The sequence below is a fragment of the Enterococcus sp. E5-162 genome (genome assembly GCF_035725965.1).
GTDB lineage: Bacteria > Bacillota > Bacilli > Lactobacillales > Enterococcaceae > Enterococcus_B > Enterococcus_B lactis.
On the sequence record NZ_JAPRFV010000022.1, the window covers coordinates 1 to 17799 of the forward strand.

The window sequence follows — 17799 nt, forward strand, 5'->3', positions numbered from 1 at the left end:
CGAAAAGAAGGCACTCTCTTCGGGTTTTCGGTCTGTACTGAAATCAAGGTATTATTGGGAATCCCAGCTTAAATCATAGATACCGTAAGGGATTTTATTCTTTATTTAAAACTTTGCAACAGAACCCATTCATAACTCCAACCTAGAATTTCTCCGTCTTTTTGCCAGCGAGTAACATTGACGACTTGGTATTCTTTTTCGAGTTTTTCTTTTGGTAAGGTAAGATCATTGATTTTAATTGGCATAATAGCCCTCCTTTTAGATATACGATATTTTATACGATTGGCTTAAAAAAATATAGACGGCCATCTATGAATCATATTTTATACGTTTGTTTATACGAAGTCAAGAGATTTGGCGGAAAAATATATACGAAAATATATACGAGTGATATAATGAGTAAAAATGACAAGGAGGAAGTAATCTATGTTTGGTTTATTACAGCCGGATAAAGTGAAGGTAGGGCAACGAATTAAGGAAATCAAAGAGAGCATGAATCTGTCCTTTACAGAGTTGGGCAATCGCTTGGGGATAAAGAAACCAACAATCAGCTCGTATGTTCAAGGTTATGCGTTAGCCCCTGAAAGTGTCATTAACCAATTGTCTAGTATTAGTGGGAAACCGGTGGGTTGGTTTTACTTTGGTGACATTGAAGAGTATATTGCGGACTATTTGCAGTTAAAAGGGCAGAATAGGATTGTGCAAGAACATCCAAACGTTGTGAAAGCAATCAAAGAAGAGTTTTACACTGGGGAGTTTAAAAATCCGGCATGGGAAAATGAAGTTGGTTATCCATGTGAGGAGTTTATGGATGATTATTTTTATGAACTACAGCAAGAAGTCATTAAAGAAGAACTTCAAAAAATGGTCCGTGATCAGATAAAAAAAATATCGATTGCCGATGAATTATCTAAACAGAAAAATGATGAGGCGGTCACCGTTATTACGAGTGGAATCATCGAATATATGGATGTAGCCGGTGAATTTAATTATGAAAAAAAAGATGATATGATTAAACTGGTTAAGCAGGAAGTCGATAATTACGATTTTTTTGCGGGTAGTAATTTTGAAGATCAGTATTTAGTGGGGAAACTAATAAATATCTTGGCAGATCAGCAGAAAACCAGCGAATTAATCAACCATTTATCTGAAGAGCTGACAGATAAGGCATTTATAGGATTATTTGGTGGGGAAGAGTTGGTGAAAACAATTCAGACGTTAAGACCGGCGTTAATTAATCTGTCCAATAAAATTAGTGCAGATCAGCTTGAGGATTGGTTTGAAAAGTAAAAAAATAATTGAAATTAGGAGTTGATGATAGGCCACTAGGTGATCAATTGAGGTTGAACCGACAACGGATAGGGCTATACTATCGAGAAGATATAAATTGACTTACTATTCCCGGTCAGATTATTTCAAAAAAATTATATGCTCAAATTTGCATGGTATAATCACTGATAGATAACATAAGGTATATTTCAGTTTTTTAATAGGGGAGCGTCAATAATTTTGTGTAAATAAATTGTCCTCCTGCAAAATAATTAGTTACTCAGTAAACATTGAAACTAATGTATCGGTTACCTGTTGAAAACCTTTATGGCTTCTGTTTAGAAATTTTTGATTGTATGTATCAAAAATGCTGACTAGAAAGCGTTCTAGTGATTCTTCATTTTGAAACTGCTCTTTTCTACGGCTGTATCTTTTAATTTGCTTATTGAAAGACTCGATTAGATTGGTTGAGTAAATGGTTCTACGAATGCTAGGTGGAAAATCATAAAAAGTTAATAAGTCTTGGTTTTCTATGAGTGACTGCGTCACTTTAGGATAGTTTTTCTTCCATTTCTCAATCATGCCGGATAAGAAGGTATTCGCTTCTTCTTTTGAGTTAGCTTGATAAACAGCCTTAAAGTCATCACAGATTTCTTTTCGGTCTTTGACACGTACTTTATGAGCGATATTACGAGATACATGGATACAACAATGCTGATATTTTGCTTTAGGATAAATTTGATGGATAGTATCTTTCATGCCTTTTAAGCCGTCCGTAATAAAAAGCAAGACTTCTTGAACTCCTCTGGAGTTAATATCCTGTAGCAGCTCATTCCAAACGTATGTTGATTCAGTTGGAGCAATCGCATAACTCAGTACTTCTTTAGTGCCGTCTTCTCGTATACCAATGGCAATATAAATCGCTTCTTTGGATACAGTTTGACGTTTTAGTGGAATGTAAGTAGCGTCCATAAAAATAGCGACATACTTATCATTTAAGGCTCTGGATTTAAAGGCATTTACTTCTTCAGTCAGAACTTTAGTCATGTTGGACATGGTTTGTGGAATATAGTGATGACCGTACATTTTTTCGATCAAATCAGCAATTTCAGACATCGTAACACCTTTTTCGAATAAATGGATAATAGTGGTTTCCAATGTATCGTTTGTTCTTTTGTAGGCTGGTAAAGTTTGTTGTTTAAACTCACCATTACGATCTCTAGGTATTTCCAATGTTAATTCACCATATTCGGTTTTGATTGATCGAAAGTAAGAACCGTTTCTCGAATTACCTGAATTAAAACCAGTGCGATCATATTTTTCGTAATCTAAAAAAGCCGTTAATTCAGTCCGTAGGAGTGTGTTTATCGCTTTTTCTAAGTGCGAACGGAACAATTCATTTAAATCGCCTTTAGTGACTAGAGTTTGCACAATTTCTGTAGTAAAATCATTCATAGGGAAGTCCTCTTTTCTGTGAATTGGTTGTCGTTAACTTTATTCTACAGAAGCGACTTTCTTTTTTGTATGGATTTTTTCATTTACACAAAATATTTTACACTCTCTTTAATTGTGAAAAGACGATAAGACATTATTTTATATTATCGAAAATCAATCAGGTTGTTTTGAAATATTGCGGATATTGTTTCGTCTTTATCTATTAAAATGTTCATAAATACACCAATTTGTTCAAAAGGAGATCATAGATAATGGATGATATATGGATGTTTATTTCTCATTTGAAAAAACAATACCAGAAGTTAGGAGTGGTAGTATCTAGCCAAGATAAAGAAATTAATATGGATAGAGTGGAATTCGTAAATTTGAATCTACCTTTAAGTGAATTACTTCTGAAAAAGAGTCGGCGAAGTTGGTATCTGACTGCTTCTGATTTTATCAAAGGAATAATAGAACAATCTTCAGAAGAAGTTGTTCTGTTTGATAACTTTGAATTGATAATGAATCCAGAATTAGGTGTCAATTTTATGGATCTATTGCTAGAATTAAGTAAGATAAAAGTTGTTTTGATTGCATGGCATTATGATATTGAAGGGACAACTCTCATATATGCACAACCTGGGCACAAGGAATACCGCCGTATTGAAATGAGAGAAGATCAATTATTTTTTTGGATAGGAGAAGAAAATGCTGTATAAAGAATTAGTAAATTTTGAACCAATTGATTCAGTCATCCAATTAACAGATGCAAATTCAACAGAAAAGGCAATGCACCTGTTGGATACATACGTAATCTCAGATCGCATGGCAGAAACAATTAATGAAATTATTTTTAAGCAACTACAATACACTAGACCAGAAGACAACAAGGGATTATTGGTCGTTGGTAACTATGGCTCAGGTAAATCTCATTTAATGTCAGTAATCTCAACAATTGCTGAGTATGAAGGTGCTAGTAAGCATATTGCAAATAAAGAAGTAGCTGAGCACGCTAAACAAATTGAAGGACAATTCAAGGTAATCCGGTTTGAAATTGGTGGGGTGGATCGCCCGTTCAAAGATATTATTATTTCACAACTCGAAAAAGGCTTTATTGAAATGGATGTCAACTTTGAATTTCCAGAAGATGATTCGAAGTTAACCAATAATAAAGAATGGCTACTGGAAATGATGGATGCCTTCAATACAAAATATCCAGAAAAAGGGTTATTAGTAGTCGTCGATGAACTTCTGGATTATCTTCGTTCACGTAAAGAGTTAGAAATGACATTGGATTTAGGGTTCTTACGTGAGTTAGGTGAAGTAGCGTATGATAGCCGGTTTAGGTTTATGGCTGGGATTCAGGAGATGCTATTCGATAACCCACGTTTCTATTATGTAGCGGATCCACTGCGACGGGTAAAGGAACGCTTCGAGCAAGTACGTATTGTTAAAGAAGATATTGCCTATGTTATTTCACAACGTTTACTTAAGAAAAATGATTTACAAAAAGCTAAAATTCGTGAACACTTAACGGAGTTTTCTAAGCTCTACGACCGACTAAGTGAGAATATGGAAACATATGTTGAGCTGTTTCCAATTCATCCTGCATATTTATCGACATTTGAGAATGTTCATAATATTGAAAAACGGATAGCATTGAAAACCATCACCAATGAGATGAAAAAGATTATTAATAACGAAGTACCGATAGATGATCCAGGATTAGTTTCCTATGATAGTTATTGGACATACATTGAGGAAGACCCATCTTACAAGACAATTCCTGAAGTTCGAGAAGTGATGGATAAAGTATCAATTTTGAAGGATAGAATCAATAGTGCCTTTCCTTCAACAAAAAGACGCTATCAAAAAATGTCTATTCGTATAGTGAATGCTATGGCATTGAATCGTCTAACTACTGATGATATCTATTCTAAGGTAGGGATGACTTCTGATGAATTGAAAGATGACCTTTTTCTAACAATTCCTGGTCAGATGGATATGCTGCTTGAAGATCCTGATCCTGCGGGATTTTTGAAAACAAATATAGATGTGGCTATTAAGACAATTATGGAAACAGTCAGTTATCAATATATTTCAGTAAATGAAGTCAATGCACAATATTATCTAGATTTGAAAAAAGATATTGATGTAGATAGTCTGATTGCAGATCGTGCTGAAATCATTGAAGCGGACACAATGGACCGCTACTATTTTGATTTATTACAAAATGCGATTGCTTTGGATGACCTTACTTATATTTCTGGTTATAAGATTTGGTCATATGAGCTTCCTTGGGAACAACGCCGAGTAATGCGAAAAGGATATCTTTTCTTGGGTTCTCCCAATGAGCGATCTACAGCGCAACCAGAGAGAGATTTTTACATTTACATGTTACGACCATTTAATACCGTAAACTATAAAGATGAGAAGCGCTCGGATGAAGTCTTCTTCAAACTTAATTTAGAAGACGATTACTTTGAAAAGACATTACGAAAATATGCTGCGGCAAAAGAGCAGTACATTGAAACAACACAAGCACAAAAACCCTTATTTAAAGCTAAGTATGATAGCTACTATAAGCAATTGAATAAATGGCTGTTCGAACATTTTGTAGATGTATTCAAGGTGGTTTATAAAGGTAAAGAAGGATATCTTTCTGATTTTGGAATGTTCCTTCCACAAGAAGATACTTTGAAAGCAATGGTCAACTATGCTTCTGCAGAGTTCTTGAATGATGCCTTTCAAGAGAAATACCCAGATTATCCAACCTTTAAAGAATATAAGCCAGGATATCTAACAAATGATAATATCAAAACTTCCGCAAGTGATGCTTTGCAATTCTTAAATGGACGTTCAACAAAAACTGGGAAGGCCATACTGAACGGCTTGGTTATGGAAGATAGTGCTGGGAAAGTAACTGCCGAATCCATTTCTAGTTCTGGCTTTTCACGATGGATTTTGGAAATGCTAGAAGAAAAAGGTAACGGCAAGGTGGTTAATAATAAGGAAATATATGATCAAGATGCCTTACGTGGTACAGGAGATAGACGTCTTTCAAAAGAGTTTAAATTGGAGCCCGAATTAGTAGTTGTCGTGATTGGTGCGCTTCTTTATGCAGGAAAATTAGAGATAAGCGTAGCTGGAACGAACTATACAGCAATGAACTATCGAGAGTTTGCTGCCGAAAATATCGAGATATTGTCTAATTTCGACTATATCAAAAAGCCATCTGGTCTTCCAATTAATGAAATCAATGCAGTACTAAATCTATTTGATGAATACGCCCCAAACTTTGATGAGAAGATTCTAGAAGGATATATTAGGCGCCTTAGCAGCAAGTCAATTGAAGAAGTGAGTCATACCTTAAATACTATTGAGATGGTCAAGAAAGGTTTTTCTATTGGCGGCACAGAAGTTATGGACGCAAATACTCGACAAGATACAATTATGAGACTCACTTCTTATAAAGACTTTTGTGAAAAAGTCCAACGGTATAATACCGTTGCTAAAATGAAAAACTTTTCGGCTAGCGTTACTGAAATCTCAGAACAAGAAGAAAACAAGAAATTAATTGATTCAATTGAACAGATGAAGAAAGACGTTGACGAAGTCGGTACACTAGTGACATACATTACACAGGCTACTTACAACTATGGCCTTGAGAGTGATTGGACAAAGAATGCCCAAGAAGCGATTAATGCTGTCGTTGAAGCAGTGAAGAAAGGTGCTGGATTCAAGTCGCAAATGGATGACTTGAAAGAAATTAAAGAGCACTATATAGATGAATATTATGATATTCATCAGAAATCTCGATTAACAAGTAAAGAGGAAATTAATCGTGATGGGCTACTTAATTCAGTTGAGGCAGATGTATTAGCTACACTAAAGGCCAATATCGACATTCTTCCGGGTCAACAGCTTATTGATTGGGTCCGAGAGCTACGTGCTACAAGAGCTTGTTTTTCACTAACAAAAGCTGAACTAGAACAATATCCGACATGTACTCATTGTAATTTCGAAATTGGAAAAACTGATCGGAATTCCAAATTGGTTGTATCTAATGGTAAAGAAAAGTTAACTGGAATTTATGAAAATTGGATGGAGATTCTTGTAAGTAGCTTACAACAGGGAGACATTGTTGAGAATCGGGAACTCTTGAATAATGAAGAAAAAGTAGAAATTAATCAATTCATTGCTACAAAAGAATTAACATTTCCGATTAGTCCCCAATTCTTGAATACCATAAATAATTTGTTTAAAGGCTTTGAGAAGGTTGAAATAACTGAAGCGGAGCTGGTTAAAGCAATGGGAGACGGTAGTCCAATGTCAGTTAATGAATTAGAAGGACGTATCCGTCAATTGATTGCAGAGCTAACTGAAGGCAAAGAGAAAAATAAAGTTAGAATTATGTTTAAGAGGTGAGTAGATGTCATTAGAAAATGAACAATTGTCTTTTGATTCTGAACAAAGGGAAAATAAAAGAGTGACAGTTCTCGGGATGGAATTTGAAAATGATGATGCTCGTCGAGAGTATTTCCGGGAGGAACTGAGAAAAAAACTTCCTGAGTTGAGGAAAATTGAAGGTTTTCCAATAGGCAATGATGAGGATATTATTGAGCTGTCTGATCCGCCTTTTTATACTGTATGTCCTAACCCATTTATTAATAGGTTTATCAATGAATGGAAAACAGAGGACGTTGAAGAGTATTCAAAAGAACCTCTTGCCGTGGATATTAGCTTTGGTAAAAATACTCCAATCTATAACGCACATACTTATCATACCAAGGTTCCGTACAAAGCAATAATGAGTTATTTGCTTCATTATACGAAACCTGGCGATATAGTGTATGATGCTTTTAGTGGGACAGGAATGACAGGTGTTGCTTCTTCATTGATGAATAACAAAGAAGAACTTCTTGAAATTAAGCCGGATATTACAGACAATGATATTGGTGTTAGACATGCCTTTCTTTCTGATTTAGCTCCAGTGGGAAGTGTTATTTCTGAGGTATATAATAGTTCGGTTGATTCCGAATTGCTGGTTAGTGAGCTAACAAAATTATTGGCTGATTCAAAGAAAGATTTAGGATGGGTTTATAAAACTGAAGTAAATAATGTTGAATATGATATTAATTACACTGTATGGAGCGATGTATTTAGTTGCCCAAATTGCTTGACGGAATTTATTTATTATGAAGAGGCTTTCGATATTGAAGAAAATAAATTGCATTCTGATTTTTCATGTCCAAACTGTGGCATGTTATTAAACAAACAAAAATCTGATAAAGTAATGTCTGAGTATTTTGATGCTGTGGTTGGAAAAAAACTTAAAGTTCTTAAACAAAAACCTGTATTAATTAGTTATGGATTTGGTAGAAATAAAGGAATTAAAAAAATAGGCAATAAAGATAAAGAACTTTTAGAGAAGATTGATAAATATAATATTAATAAATGGTTTCCAGCATTCAAGTTACCTAAGGGTGATGAGATTGAACGAGTGAAGAGAAATGGTATTGAATATACACATCAGTTTTACACAAAAAGAAACTTGATTGTAGCAAGTGATTTACTGGACCGAATTTCTAAACTGCCTGAAAGTCTTAAAAGACCAGCATATTTGTGTTTTCAATCCATCGTATATAGTCTTATCTCAAAACTGGTACGTTATAATATGGGAAATAGAGGCAACGGGATGCTTAGCGGGACATACTACCTCCCTTCCTTAATGGCAGAGACTAATGTATATAATGTTTTTAAAGGAAAAGTAAAGGATATAGCTAAAGCATTGATTGTGAAACAACGGTCATCAATTGTATTTGTCAGCTCTGCAATTACAAATGAGTTACAAGAGAACTCAGTGGATTACATTTTTACAGATCCCCCATTTGGAGAGAATATTGATTACTCAGAGTTAAATTTTTTATGGGAATCATGGTTAAAAGTGTTCACAAATAGTTCTTCAGAAGCGATTATAAATGATTCACAAAATAAAGGTCTCTTTGAATATAAGCAACTTATGGAAGAGTCTTTTAGAAATTATTTTAAGGTTTTAAAACCTAATCATTGGATTACAGTTGAATTTAGCAATTCTAAATCTAGTGTGTGGAATGCAATACAAGACTCGATTCAAAAGGCAGGCTTTATAATTGCAGATGTCTCTGCACTTGATAAAAAACAAGGAAGTTTTAAAGCGGTCACGACGACAACGGCTGTTAAGCAGGACTTAGTAATTTCTGCTTATAAGCCTACTGAAGAGAATATTGACAAAATGAAGGCACAACGTAATAATGTGGAATCAGCTTGGACGTTTGTTACACAACACTTATCAAATCTTCCAGTATTTATGGGAGACAAAGGTGATGCGGTAATCATATCAGAGCGAACACCACGTATTCTATTTGATAGAATGGTTGCCTATCATGTTCAACAAGGTCTACCAGTCCCAATTTCTTCTGCTGACTTTCAATCAGGTATTGCTAGTCGTTATCCGATGCGCGATGGCATGGCTTTCTTAGACTCTCAAGTGGCAGAATATGATAAAAAACGAATTCTTGCAAAAGAGTTTGCTCAATTGTCGCTATTTGTATCTGATGAAAATAGTGCTATTGAATGGATTCGTCAACAATTAATGAAAAAACCACAATCTCGACAAGATATTCATCCGCAGTTTATGAAAGAGATTCAGCATATTGCAAAGTATGAAGAATTACCTGAGCTTGATGAGTTGTTAGCACAAAATTTTTTATACTATGATGGAAATGGGGCAGTACCAAATCAAATTAGTACCTATTTGACAAAAAATTATCATGAATTGCGTGGCTTAGAAAAAAGTGATGCTTTATTAAGAGAAAAAGCAAAAAATCGGTGGTATGTGCCAAATCCTAATCAACAAGCAGACTTGGAAAAACTTAGAGAGAAGAACTTATTGCGTGAGTTTAGCCATTATCTTGATGAAATCAATAATAGTAAGAAGAAATTAAAAGTATTCCGTACAGAAGCAATCCGTGTTGGCTTTAAGAAAGCATGGACAGAAAAAGAATATCAAACTATCGTAACAGTAGGAGAGCGCCTTCCTGAAAAAGTAATTCAAGAAGATGATAAGCTTCTGATGTACTATGATAATGCTTTAATGCGAATAGAAATGTAGGAAATACTAATGATAAAGAAACTTGATAAATTCTACACATAGAGGGAAGTGATGAAAATGAACTGGATAAACGAGGTTACAGACAAGTTCCCGCAGAAAAAGATTTATCTTGTAAGAGATGACGATGGATTACTGATGATAGATAATGTTAAGGTCGAATTGTCTGAGTTAGATGTTTCTGTAATAACTTATGGAGATCCAGTTCATTTTCGTTATACATACGAAACTAAATTCGGTATAAAATTTGATGGAACACTACTTATTCGCTTAGTAGATACTGGTTTTCAAGAGATTCCTTGGGACGTGTATCAAAAGGCATTTCGGGAATCTATTGGAATTGCTGATATATTTCCCTTCCTGGATAGTAAAGCTGTGAAAGAGCTAGATATTGAAAAATGGGAGCAATTATACAATGCCCAGCAAAGTTTAACAGCAAGACAAAATTATGTTTCTTCAATGAAATTTATAGAACGTGTGATTTACCATGAAGCTGAGGAACACATTTCAATGATACTTGATCCTTATGTCGAAGATCTTACGCTATTTAATAAAAAAGCTCCGGTCTTGCGTGAATGGGGCGAGATTGCTAGATTGATTGGTGAACATCGCTTATATCGTAGAATGGATGAGGAGTTTGAACTATTAGTCGATGATGCCAATAAAAAATTTCAAGAGTATTTAAAAAAAGAGTATGATAGAAATCTTTCCCTCCCTCCGGCAAAACAGCCAAATTATGTTAATCAAATTTTGAATTATTTATACAGAATGCAAGGTATTTCAAATAGAAAATTAGCTTTGATTGTTATGGATGGAATGAGCTTTACTCAATGGAGTGTTATCGAAAAATGGCTAGTTAATAAAAGTTTTGTTTTCCGAACCAGGGCAACTATGGCGATGATTCCCACCATTACCCCTGTTTCAAGACAAGCAATTTTTTCCGGAAAAAGACCTAATGAGTTTCCAGAAACAATTATCAGAACTTCCTCGGAGCCAATTCAATGGCGTAAATTTTGGAAAGGAAAAGGATTCCTCGAAAATTCAATCAAGTATCAGAAGGGGTTAGGTCATACCAATTATGAAGATACCGTTCTTGAGTTTAGATATGCTGGTACAGATATCTATGGGTGTGTCATCGATGTGGTGGATGAATTTATGCACGGTGCCAAGCAAGGTCTAGAGACAGTTCAATCAGAATTGAGAATTTGGCTTAAGAAGGGATTCCTAGAATCTATGTTAAGTGATTTGATGAATTTAGATTATGATGTGTATATTACGTCTGACCATGGAAATGTGGAGGCAACTGGAATTGGACGAATCCAAGAAGGTATTCTTGCTACAGGGAAAGGTCAACGTGCTCGGATATATGACTCAGAAGTACTTAGGTCTAATACACATGATTTATATACTGAATCAACCATAGAATGGGAGAGTGTAACGTTACCGAATAAGGGTTATTTTTCGGTAATTGCTAAGGAAAAATTTGCATTTGTACCTGAAGGTGAAATAATTATGACCCATGGTGGAATGCATGTGGAAGAAGTAATTGTGCCTTTCGTAAAAGTTTTAAAAAGGGATGATCGATAGATGAAAAAAATGGTGGGATTATTTCGTGTAATGACATTTGAAGAGTTGGACAAAGCTGCTGAAGTAATGTTGAAATATTCACCTACAGACGCATATCAAATATTAGATGAGACCTTTGCCAAAACAATTAAAGGGGATACGTTCCGTAGAAAAGCTCTAAACAATTTAATGAACGTATGGGGGAACGGCCAGAAGCCACTTTCTGATTTTCAAGAGAAAGTACTAGAACGATATGCTATTTCAAATTATGATGAGAAAAAATCGTTGCAAGTTTTGATGATGCTTTATTCTTTTTCATTTTTTTCAGACACCATAAATATAATTGGGAAGTATCTACGTATGCAGGATACTTTTCAATCAAAAACGATTATGGAAGAAGTTCGTAGTACGTATGGAATGACTGAGACAGTGAATAAAGGGTTGTTGACGGTTTTGGGTTCCTTGGTTGATTGGGGATTTCTATTTCGTAGCAAGCCTGGTGTATATGAACTTACGAAGCACAAAATTCTGATTACTGATGAGTTTATAAAGAACGTATTGATACGCTCTATTTTAGCTCATACGGATGCTGAATACCTTCCGCTAGAAATTATAAATAATCAAGCGGGATTATTTATGTTTGATTATCAGGTTAGCAGATTAGAAGTTCATCTTGATGATTTAAACGTGTTACGAGAAAGAACGGATACTTTCATAGGGTTAAAGTAACGATTATACGAATTGAAAGCAAACAACAATTGTAAGCTTTACATCAGTAATTTAGGAAATTTAGCAATTCGTTTTGCGAAATGTCTTCTTTTGAGTTGACACCATTCCGGATTGTATCTTTTGAGACAATTTACGATAGGCAATTTCACCGATTGGTATTTGAATGACGCTTTGTTTATTTACGTAGGGTCTCGCTATGCTGGTATTGGTATCGCTGTGATTCAAAGCCACAGAAGGCTGTCCCAGAGCTACATCAGATTGTTTGGTAAAATGCTGTTTTTCTATTGTAGTCATTGTGCTATAATTAACTAGCTAATACTAGCAATCATATTGTTGAGTATTAGGAAATTTGTATAACAAAGTAAAGTGATTTGACTTCAACAGAAGTAATTTGCCTGACGTATACAGAGCTTAATCTTAATATTAATATTAAGCTCTGCATACTAAGTATGGTAACCAAGACTGTCAGAAGAACCATTTCGCACCTCCAAGAGTAATAATCTGTTGGAGAAACTTTCTTAGTTATATTATATACTATTTGTATTTTGTGAGAATTTCTCACCCCGCCATATTACAGATGCGGTAATAGCCTTATTTGGCAGAAGTAGAGCCTAGGGGTCGCGCCTTAGGCAGTGTGCATAGTAAATTATATAGTAGCGGGACTAAATTTACTGTTGTTGCTCCAATAAAATTAGTTGACCGAGGGACTCAAAATGAATAAAGATGTTTATAAATATTCAACAAAAAAATATCTTCATTTTGACAAAATCACTAGTTTTAATTCAAAGGTAGAAAAGTATGTGTATGAGTTTGAAAAAAATCCTACACATAGTTTCTTACCTTTGATTTTTAATGAAATCAATATTGAAAAATTTAGAGACTTAAAAGATGATCCTGAAAATGAAAATAAAAGTAGAAATGGACGGAAAGTCCCTGTCAAAGAAAAAAATAGACCAATTATGTACGCATCTCATATAGATAATTATATATATAAGCATTATGGGCTACAGTTAAATGAATTGTATAATATCTATGTAAGCGAAAAAAATTTTGATAGTTCTGTTTTAGCATATAGGACTAACAAACATGGTAAAAATAATATTCATTTCGCAGCGGAAGTAATTAATTTTATAGCAGAGCATCCTATTTCTTTTGTTTACGTAGGAGATTACACAGGCTTTTTTGATAACTTGGATCATGAATATCTTAAACGAATGATTAATCGTTTATACTGTGATAATAGAATGCCAGATCATCAATTTAAGATTTATAAAAGTTTGACAAAATATTCGTACATTCACAAGGAAGATATAAACTATTTCGTTGCTCCAGATAAGGAAATTTATGCTAGTAGAAAAAATTCTTATTTTACTAGTTTTGCTGACTTTAGGCGTTTTAAAAAAATGAAAAGTCATTATTTTAGTGATGGAAAAATAGTTGTTAGAACAAATAATGATGAAAAAGGAATCCCTCAAGGGACGGCAATAAGTGCGATATATTCAAATATATATATGCTGGAAATAGATGAATCTATTTCCAGTTTAGTAAATAATTATGGCGGAATTTATCGAAGATATTCAGATGATTTTATTATCATTTTGCCTGACATAAGCGAAGAATTATTCGATAATTTAAGGCAAGAAATAGAAAATAATATTTTCGATAAAACTAAAATGTCTATTCAAAAAGAAAAAACTAATATAATGTATTTTGATGGTAAAGTATTGAGAAGAGTAAATGCGCATACGATGACTAAGCTAGACTATTTAGGTTTTGTATTTGATGGAACAAATGTGAAGATGAGGGAAAAAAGTATTACTAAGTTTTATAGAACTGCATATAAACTAATTAAAAAAGGAGAGATTGTCTCCAAACAGAAACGACATATTGGTGACAAAATGCGTTTAACATATAAACGTAAATTATATCAAAATTATCATCAACTTGGAGAACGCACTGATATTAAGTATCACTATAAGCAAAGGGAATTTGGAACTTTTATTACATATGCTCGAAAATCCCAGAAAATCTTTGATATATTATCTCCAATGACTTGCAACCTCATGTCTTTTCAAATAAGAAATCATCAAAAAAATATTCAGAGAAAAATAAGAGATGCTGAAAAAAATTTATAGCATAAACAATATTTCGGCTCACATATTTTTGTTTAACAAATTGACACCATTGCTTTCAAATAATTTGAAAGTCAATAAAATTTTTCATGTTTTTATCTCTCTAAATCGTTGCTATTAAAGCATTGTGAAGCTGTTTGAAAAAATGGTTGGGCTAGCCAGGTCTTAAAGGCGCTCGTCGTTCACCACAGTTCTCAAAACGTTAATCTGTTTCAGATATATCAACGTTTTGGACTATTATTTGGTGGAAATTGGTGTAAAAATCAATTTTCTTATCAATATAAAAGCAAAAGACATCAGTGTTTTACTGGTGTTTTTTTATTTTTATCGAGAAATTTGTAAAACTGTTATAATATATTTACTGAGTATATTATTAGGAGGTTTTATTTTGGCGGAAAATTTGAAAAAAATAATTTATTTTGATGAGACATCTGCAATTGATTTATTGCAGATAGAGAAAAAGGGAAACTTTAATCAAACAATAGAACTAGTTAATGAAGTAAGTGGTGAAGCCAATGGTGAAGTAAAAGCCAGTGCGGCCGCTGGGAAGCAAAGTGCAGTTAAAGCTGTTTTTGAAAAATTAACAGGGTTGTCGGGTTCAATTGAGGGTCAATTTGGAGCTTCTGGAGCTATTCATGGCGGAAGAATTGCAAAAACATTATTAGAGAATACTTTACTCTCTGATTTTTTAGATACTGTTGAATTTAGAAAAAGAAAATCATTGATAGATATTACAAGTGGATATAAATTGACTATCGATAAAGAATCTATGACTTATTTTGCTATGATTGCCCCTATAACGGAAATGATGGAAGGTAATCAAAGGGTAGGTGAAGAGATAACAATGACAGTATCTAAAATGAATCAAGGGATAAGGAATACCAAAGGGTATTATGAATTGATAGGAACAAAAACCCAATCTGTAGATGATTCAACTGATAATGTTATAGATAAGAGAATTTTTCGATTTAATATCGATTCTTTCAAAAACAATTATAGAATTCAAGATTTAAGAAGAATGAACTTAAACTTATACTCTATATATGTTGGGGAAACATATATGTCTGAATTAAATTTTGAAAAAGAATTTGATTTAAATTCAGATAAAACTGAATTGGACTTTCAAGGATTTAGTAATAAGAAGGCTGATGAAAAAGTTATATCTGATGAAATTGTCCCAGTATATGATGTAATATTGGCAGGAGTGAAATAAATGGATAAGATAGTTCTTTTTGATGGATCAAAAAAAGATTTTAATGCCTATGTTGAAAAACATGGTGTTGAAGAATATACTCCATTTATGGAGCTGATTAGACAATATAATGAAAAAATTAGAGCTAATGATACATCTGCTGTAAATGAAGTGGGTGAGGTAAATAAGAATATTATTGAAAATGTAGTTATTTATTCTGATGATTTTGCTTCTGTAACAGATCATGTAATTACTAACTTCCCTAATATAGTGATTTTAGGACATGATATTGAGAATTTATATATTCAAAATGCACCTAAACGTGTTAAGTATTCGTTGGAGGTGGAGTTTGATGATATAATAAAAAAACGTAAGTCTGATTATTATGAAGCAGATTCGGAAGATATCATTAAATTCTATAATGATGTAAAAAATAGTCATGTTGTAGGACAAGAGGAAGCTAAGAAAAAAACTTGTGTTGGTTTGTACAAGTCAACTGTTTTGAAAGAAAATCAACCATTAGTGCTATTGTATTACGGTCCCTCAGGAGTAGGGAAAACGGAACTTGCAAAAAAAATAAGTAGTTTTTATGATGGAAAGCTCACAAGAATTCAATTTTCCATGATGCAAACAGATGAAGCATTTAAATATATATTTGGAGATACCCATGGGAAGCCATCTTTAGCGAGAGACTTATTATCTAGGGAAACAAATGTAGTGTTAATTGATGAGTTTGATAAAGTATCACCCTCTCTGTACAATGTTTTTTATCAAATGTTTGATGAGGGAGAATTTGAAGATATAAATTATAAGGTTGATGTATCAAATTGTATTTTTATACTCACATCTAACTTCAACAATGAAAAAAATATTGCTGAAGTACTTGGTTTTCCAATTTTTTCAAGAATAGATACCAAAATAAAGTTTAAAGAACTAACAAAATCAGAACTCTCTTTAGTAATAGAAAAAATTTTTGAAAGTATTTATAAAAAAATATCAACTGAAGACCAAAAACTTATTGATGAGGTTGAACTAAAAAATAAGTATTTGGAGTCAGTTGAAATTTTTAAAAATATTAGACTGTTAGATAAGTTTATAGAAAATGATATCTTTAATGTATTATTTGAAAATAGAATTCAGGGAAATGATAGCTAAAAATTGTTATTTTAATGAATTTAATAGATTTAAAGCATCTGTATCTTGCAGGTGCTTTTTTTCTGGCATTAATTCAAGATAGTAATTCATTGTGGTTTGTAAATTTGAATGCCCTAATCGTTGTGAGATATAGTCCAATCTAATGTTGTCATTTGAAAATAGAAATGAAGCGTGAGTATCTCGAAGCCCATGAAAAGTCGTTCTAGGGATTTCTAATTTCTTCAGTAGTCTTGCTAATTTCGCTGATTGTTGAAATCCGTCTGGATCAAATAAATAACCATTCTCTTTTGGTTTTAGAGTGTTAACAATCTCATAAACATCTTTATTAATAGACACAGTCCGTTTAGATTTCTTTGTTTTAAGACGAGTATCGGGGCTTGTGGGGCTGATTGAGCGCTCTATTTTAATGCCATACTTAATTATATCATTCTTAGTCAAGGCGAGCAGTTCGCCACGTCTAGCACCAGTTTCAAGCGCTAAGAGTACCATAACATAAAACTCCTTATTATGATTTTGAAGGAGATAAGAACGTAATTTCTTAAAGTCAGAAATAGATAGTGCTTTATTTCTTTTTTCAAGTTCTTTACCACGGGTTTTTACAAGACCAGCAAAATCTGAAACAAGAAGATTTCTTCCGTAAGCGTAACGAAGCGAAGTTCTTAATTTTAATAATAATTCGGTTGTTGTTTTACGAGAATGAGTTTTTCCATACTCATCTATCTTCATTTGTACTACTAGGTCATTTAATTCATTTAATTTTATATCTTTGAATAGTTGTTTTACTACAGGAATAGTCCTGGTATAATTTACAAAGGTAGCGGGTCTTACATCATTCTTTTTTACAATATTAATTGTCAAATTAAGTTAGACAATTCCTCTTTGCATATGTGACTCAAGAATACTTCTATTGGTGTTTTATAGTTTAATGATTTTCGAGGGATATTATTTCTTTTCGATGCAATAGATTGGATAAAAGATTCATCAACTTCGTTGAAATCCATTTGCTTTGGTAAACCATCTTTACGTAATAAACCATTAGAGTTTTGGTTCTGTTGCAAAGTTTTAAATCTACTATTAAATAAGGTAGAATAATAGAAAAAGATAGCAGGAGGAATGACGATGAATCATTTTAAAGGAAAGCAATTTCAGCAGGATGTGATTATTGTAGCCGT

General features: G+C 33.3%; 12 protein-coding genes and 1 pseudogene. 9 read left to right on the forward strand and 4 right to left on the reverse strand.

All coding sequences use genetic code 11. The features are described from left to right. Window positions 1-101 precede the first annotated feature (101 nt). Window positions 102-245: a hypothetical protein gene (locus tag OZZ83_RS14015; RefSeq protein WP_181816913.1), complete on the reverse strand. Its 144-nt coding sequence runs from the start codon at window positions 243-245 to the stop codon at window positions 102-104. Between the two features lie 181 nt (window positions 246-426). Here OZZ83_RS14015 and OZZ83_RS14020 point away from each other — a divergent pair, with 181 nt between their 5' ends. Continuing rightward, window positions 427-1290 (forward strand): helix-turn-helix domain-containing protein, encoded by an 864-nt coding sequence (locus OZZ83_RS14020; protein WP_002307571.1) that lies wholly within the window; start codon window positions 427-429, stop codon window positions 1288-1290. 255 nt (window positions 1291-1545) lie between these two features. On the opposite strand, the gene OZZ83_RS14025 is transcribed toward OZZ83_RS14020, so the two are convergent. After that, complete coding sequence (locus OZZ83_RS14025) at window positions 1546-2724, reverse strand: IS256-like element ISEf1 family transposase (RefSeq protein ID WP_325066098.1); 1179 nt, start codon at window positions 2722-2724, stop codon at window positions 1546-1548. A gap of 251 nt (window positions 2725-2975) precedes the next feature. On the opposite strand from OZZ83_RS14025, the gene brxF reads away from it, so the two are divergent. From brxF to OZZ83_RS14065, 8 genes are all read left to right on the forward strand, one after another. After that, on the forward strand, window positions 2976-3422 hold the full coding sequence (gene brxF, locus OZZ83_RS14030; RefSeq protein WP_002307573.1) for a BREX-3 system P-loop-containing protein BrxF: 447 nt from the start codon (window positions 2976-2978) through the stop codon (window positions 3420-3422). Then, complete coding sequence (locus OZZ83_RS14035) at window positions 3412-7131, forward strand: DUF6079 family protein (protein WP_002307575.1); 3720 nt, start codon at window positions 3412-3414, stop codon at window positions 7129-7131. Before brxF ends, OZZ83_RS14035 begins: the two co-directional genes overlap by 11 nt. A gap of 4 nt (window positions 7132-7135) precedes the next feature. Further along, window positions 7136-9856: a DNA methyltransferase gene (locus tag OZZ83_RS14040; protein WP_002307577.1), complete on the forward strand. Its 2721-nt coding sequence runs from the start codon at window positions 7136-7138 to the stop codon at window positions 9854-9856. Window positions 9857-9907: 51 nt separating this feature from the next. Next, window positions 9908-11440 carry a BREX-3 system phosphatase PglZ gene (gene pglZ, locus OZZ83_RS14045; RefSeq protein ID WP_025476819.1) on the forward strand — a complete coding sequence of 511 codons (1533 nt, stop codon included), beginning with the start codon at window positions 9908-9910 and terminating at the stop codon, window positions 11438-11440. Then, window positions 11441-12148, forward strand: a complete 708-nt coding sequence (locus tag OZZ83_RS14050; RefSeq protein ID WP_002307579.1) for a hypothetical protein — start codon at window positions 11441-11443, stop codon at window positions 12146-12148. It begins immediately after the preceding gene. A gap of 713 nt (window positions 12149-12861) precedes the next feature. Further along, window positions 12862-14283 carry a reverse transcriptase/maturase family protein gene (locus OZZ83_RS14055; protein ID WP_128704477.1) on the forward strand — a complete coding sequence of 474 codons (1422 nt, stop codon included), beginning with the start codon at window positions 12862-12864 and terminating at the stop codon, window positions 14281-14283. A 241-nt stretch (window positions 14284-14524) separates the two neighbouring features. Next, window positions 14525-15493, forward strand: a complete 969-nt coding sequence (locus OZZ83_RS14060; protein ID WP_108426035.1) for a DUF6414 family protein — start codon at window positions 14525-14527, stop codon at window positions 15491-15493. Then, complete coding sequence (locus OZZ83_RS14065) at window positions 15494-16627, forward strand: AAA family ATPase (protein ID WP_108426036.1); 1134 nt, start codon at window positions 15494-15496, stop codon at window positions 16625-16627. A 6-nt stretch (window positions 16628-16633) separates the two neighbouring features. Here the strand turns inward: OZZ83_RS14065 and OZZ83_RS14070 are convergent, their stop codons facing one another. Both OZZ83_RS14070 and OZZ83_RS14075 read right to left on the reverse strand, forming a co-directional pair. Next, window positions 16634-17485: a site-specific integrase gene (locus OZZ83_RS14070; RefSeq protein WP_002307587.1), complete on the reverse strand. Its 852-nt coding sequence runs from the start codon at window positions 17483-17485 to the stop codon at window positions 16634-16636. Next, window positions 17482-17676, reverse strand: a pseudogene (locus OZZ83_RS14075) (IS30 family transposase); the annotation flags it as partial. The pseudogene OZZ83_RS14075 and the gene OZZ83_RS14070, both read right to left, overlap by 4 nt. Between the last annotated feature and the right edge of the window lie 123 nt (window positions 17677-17799).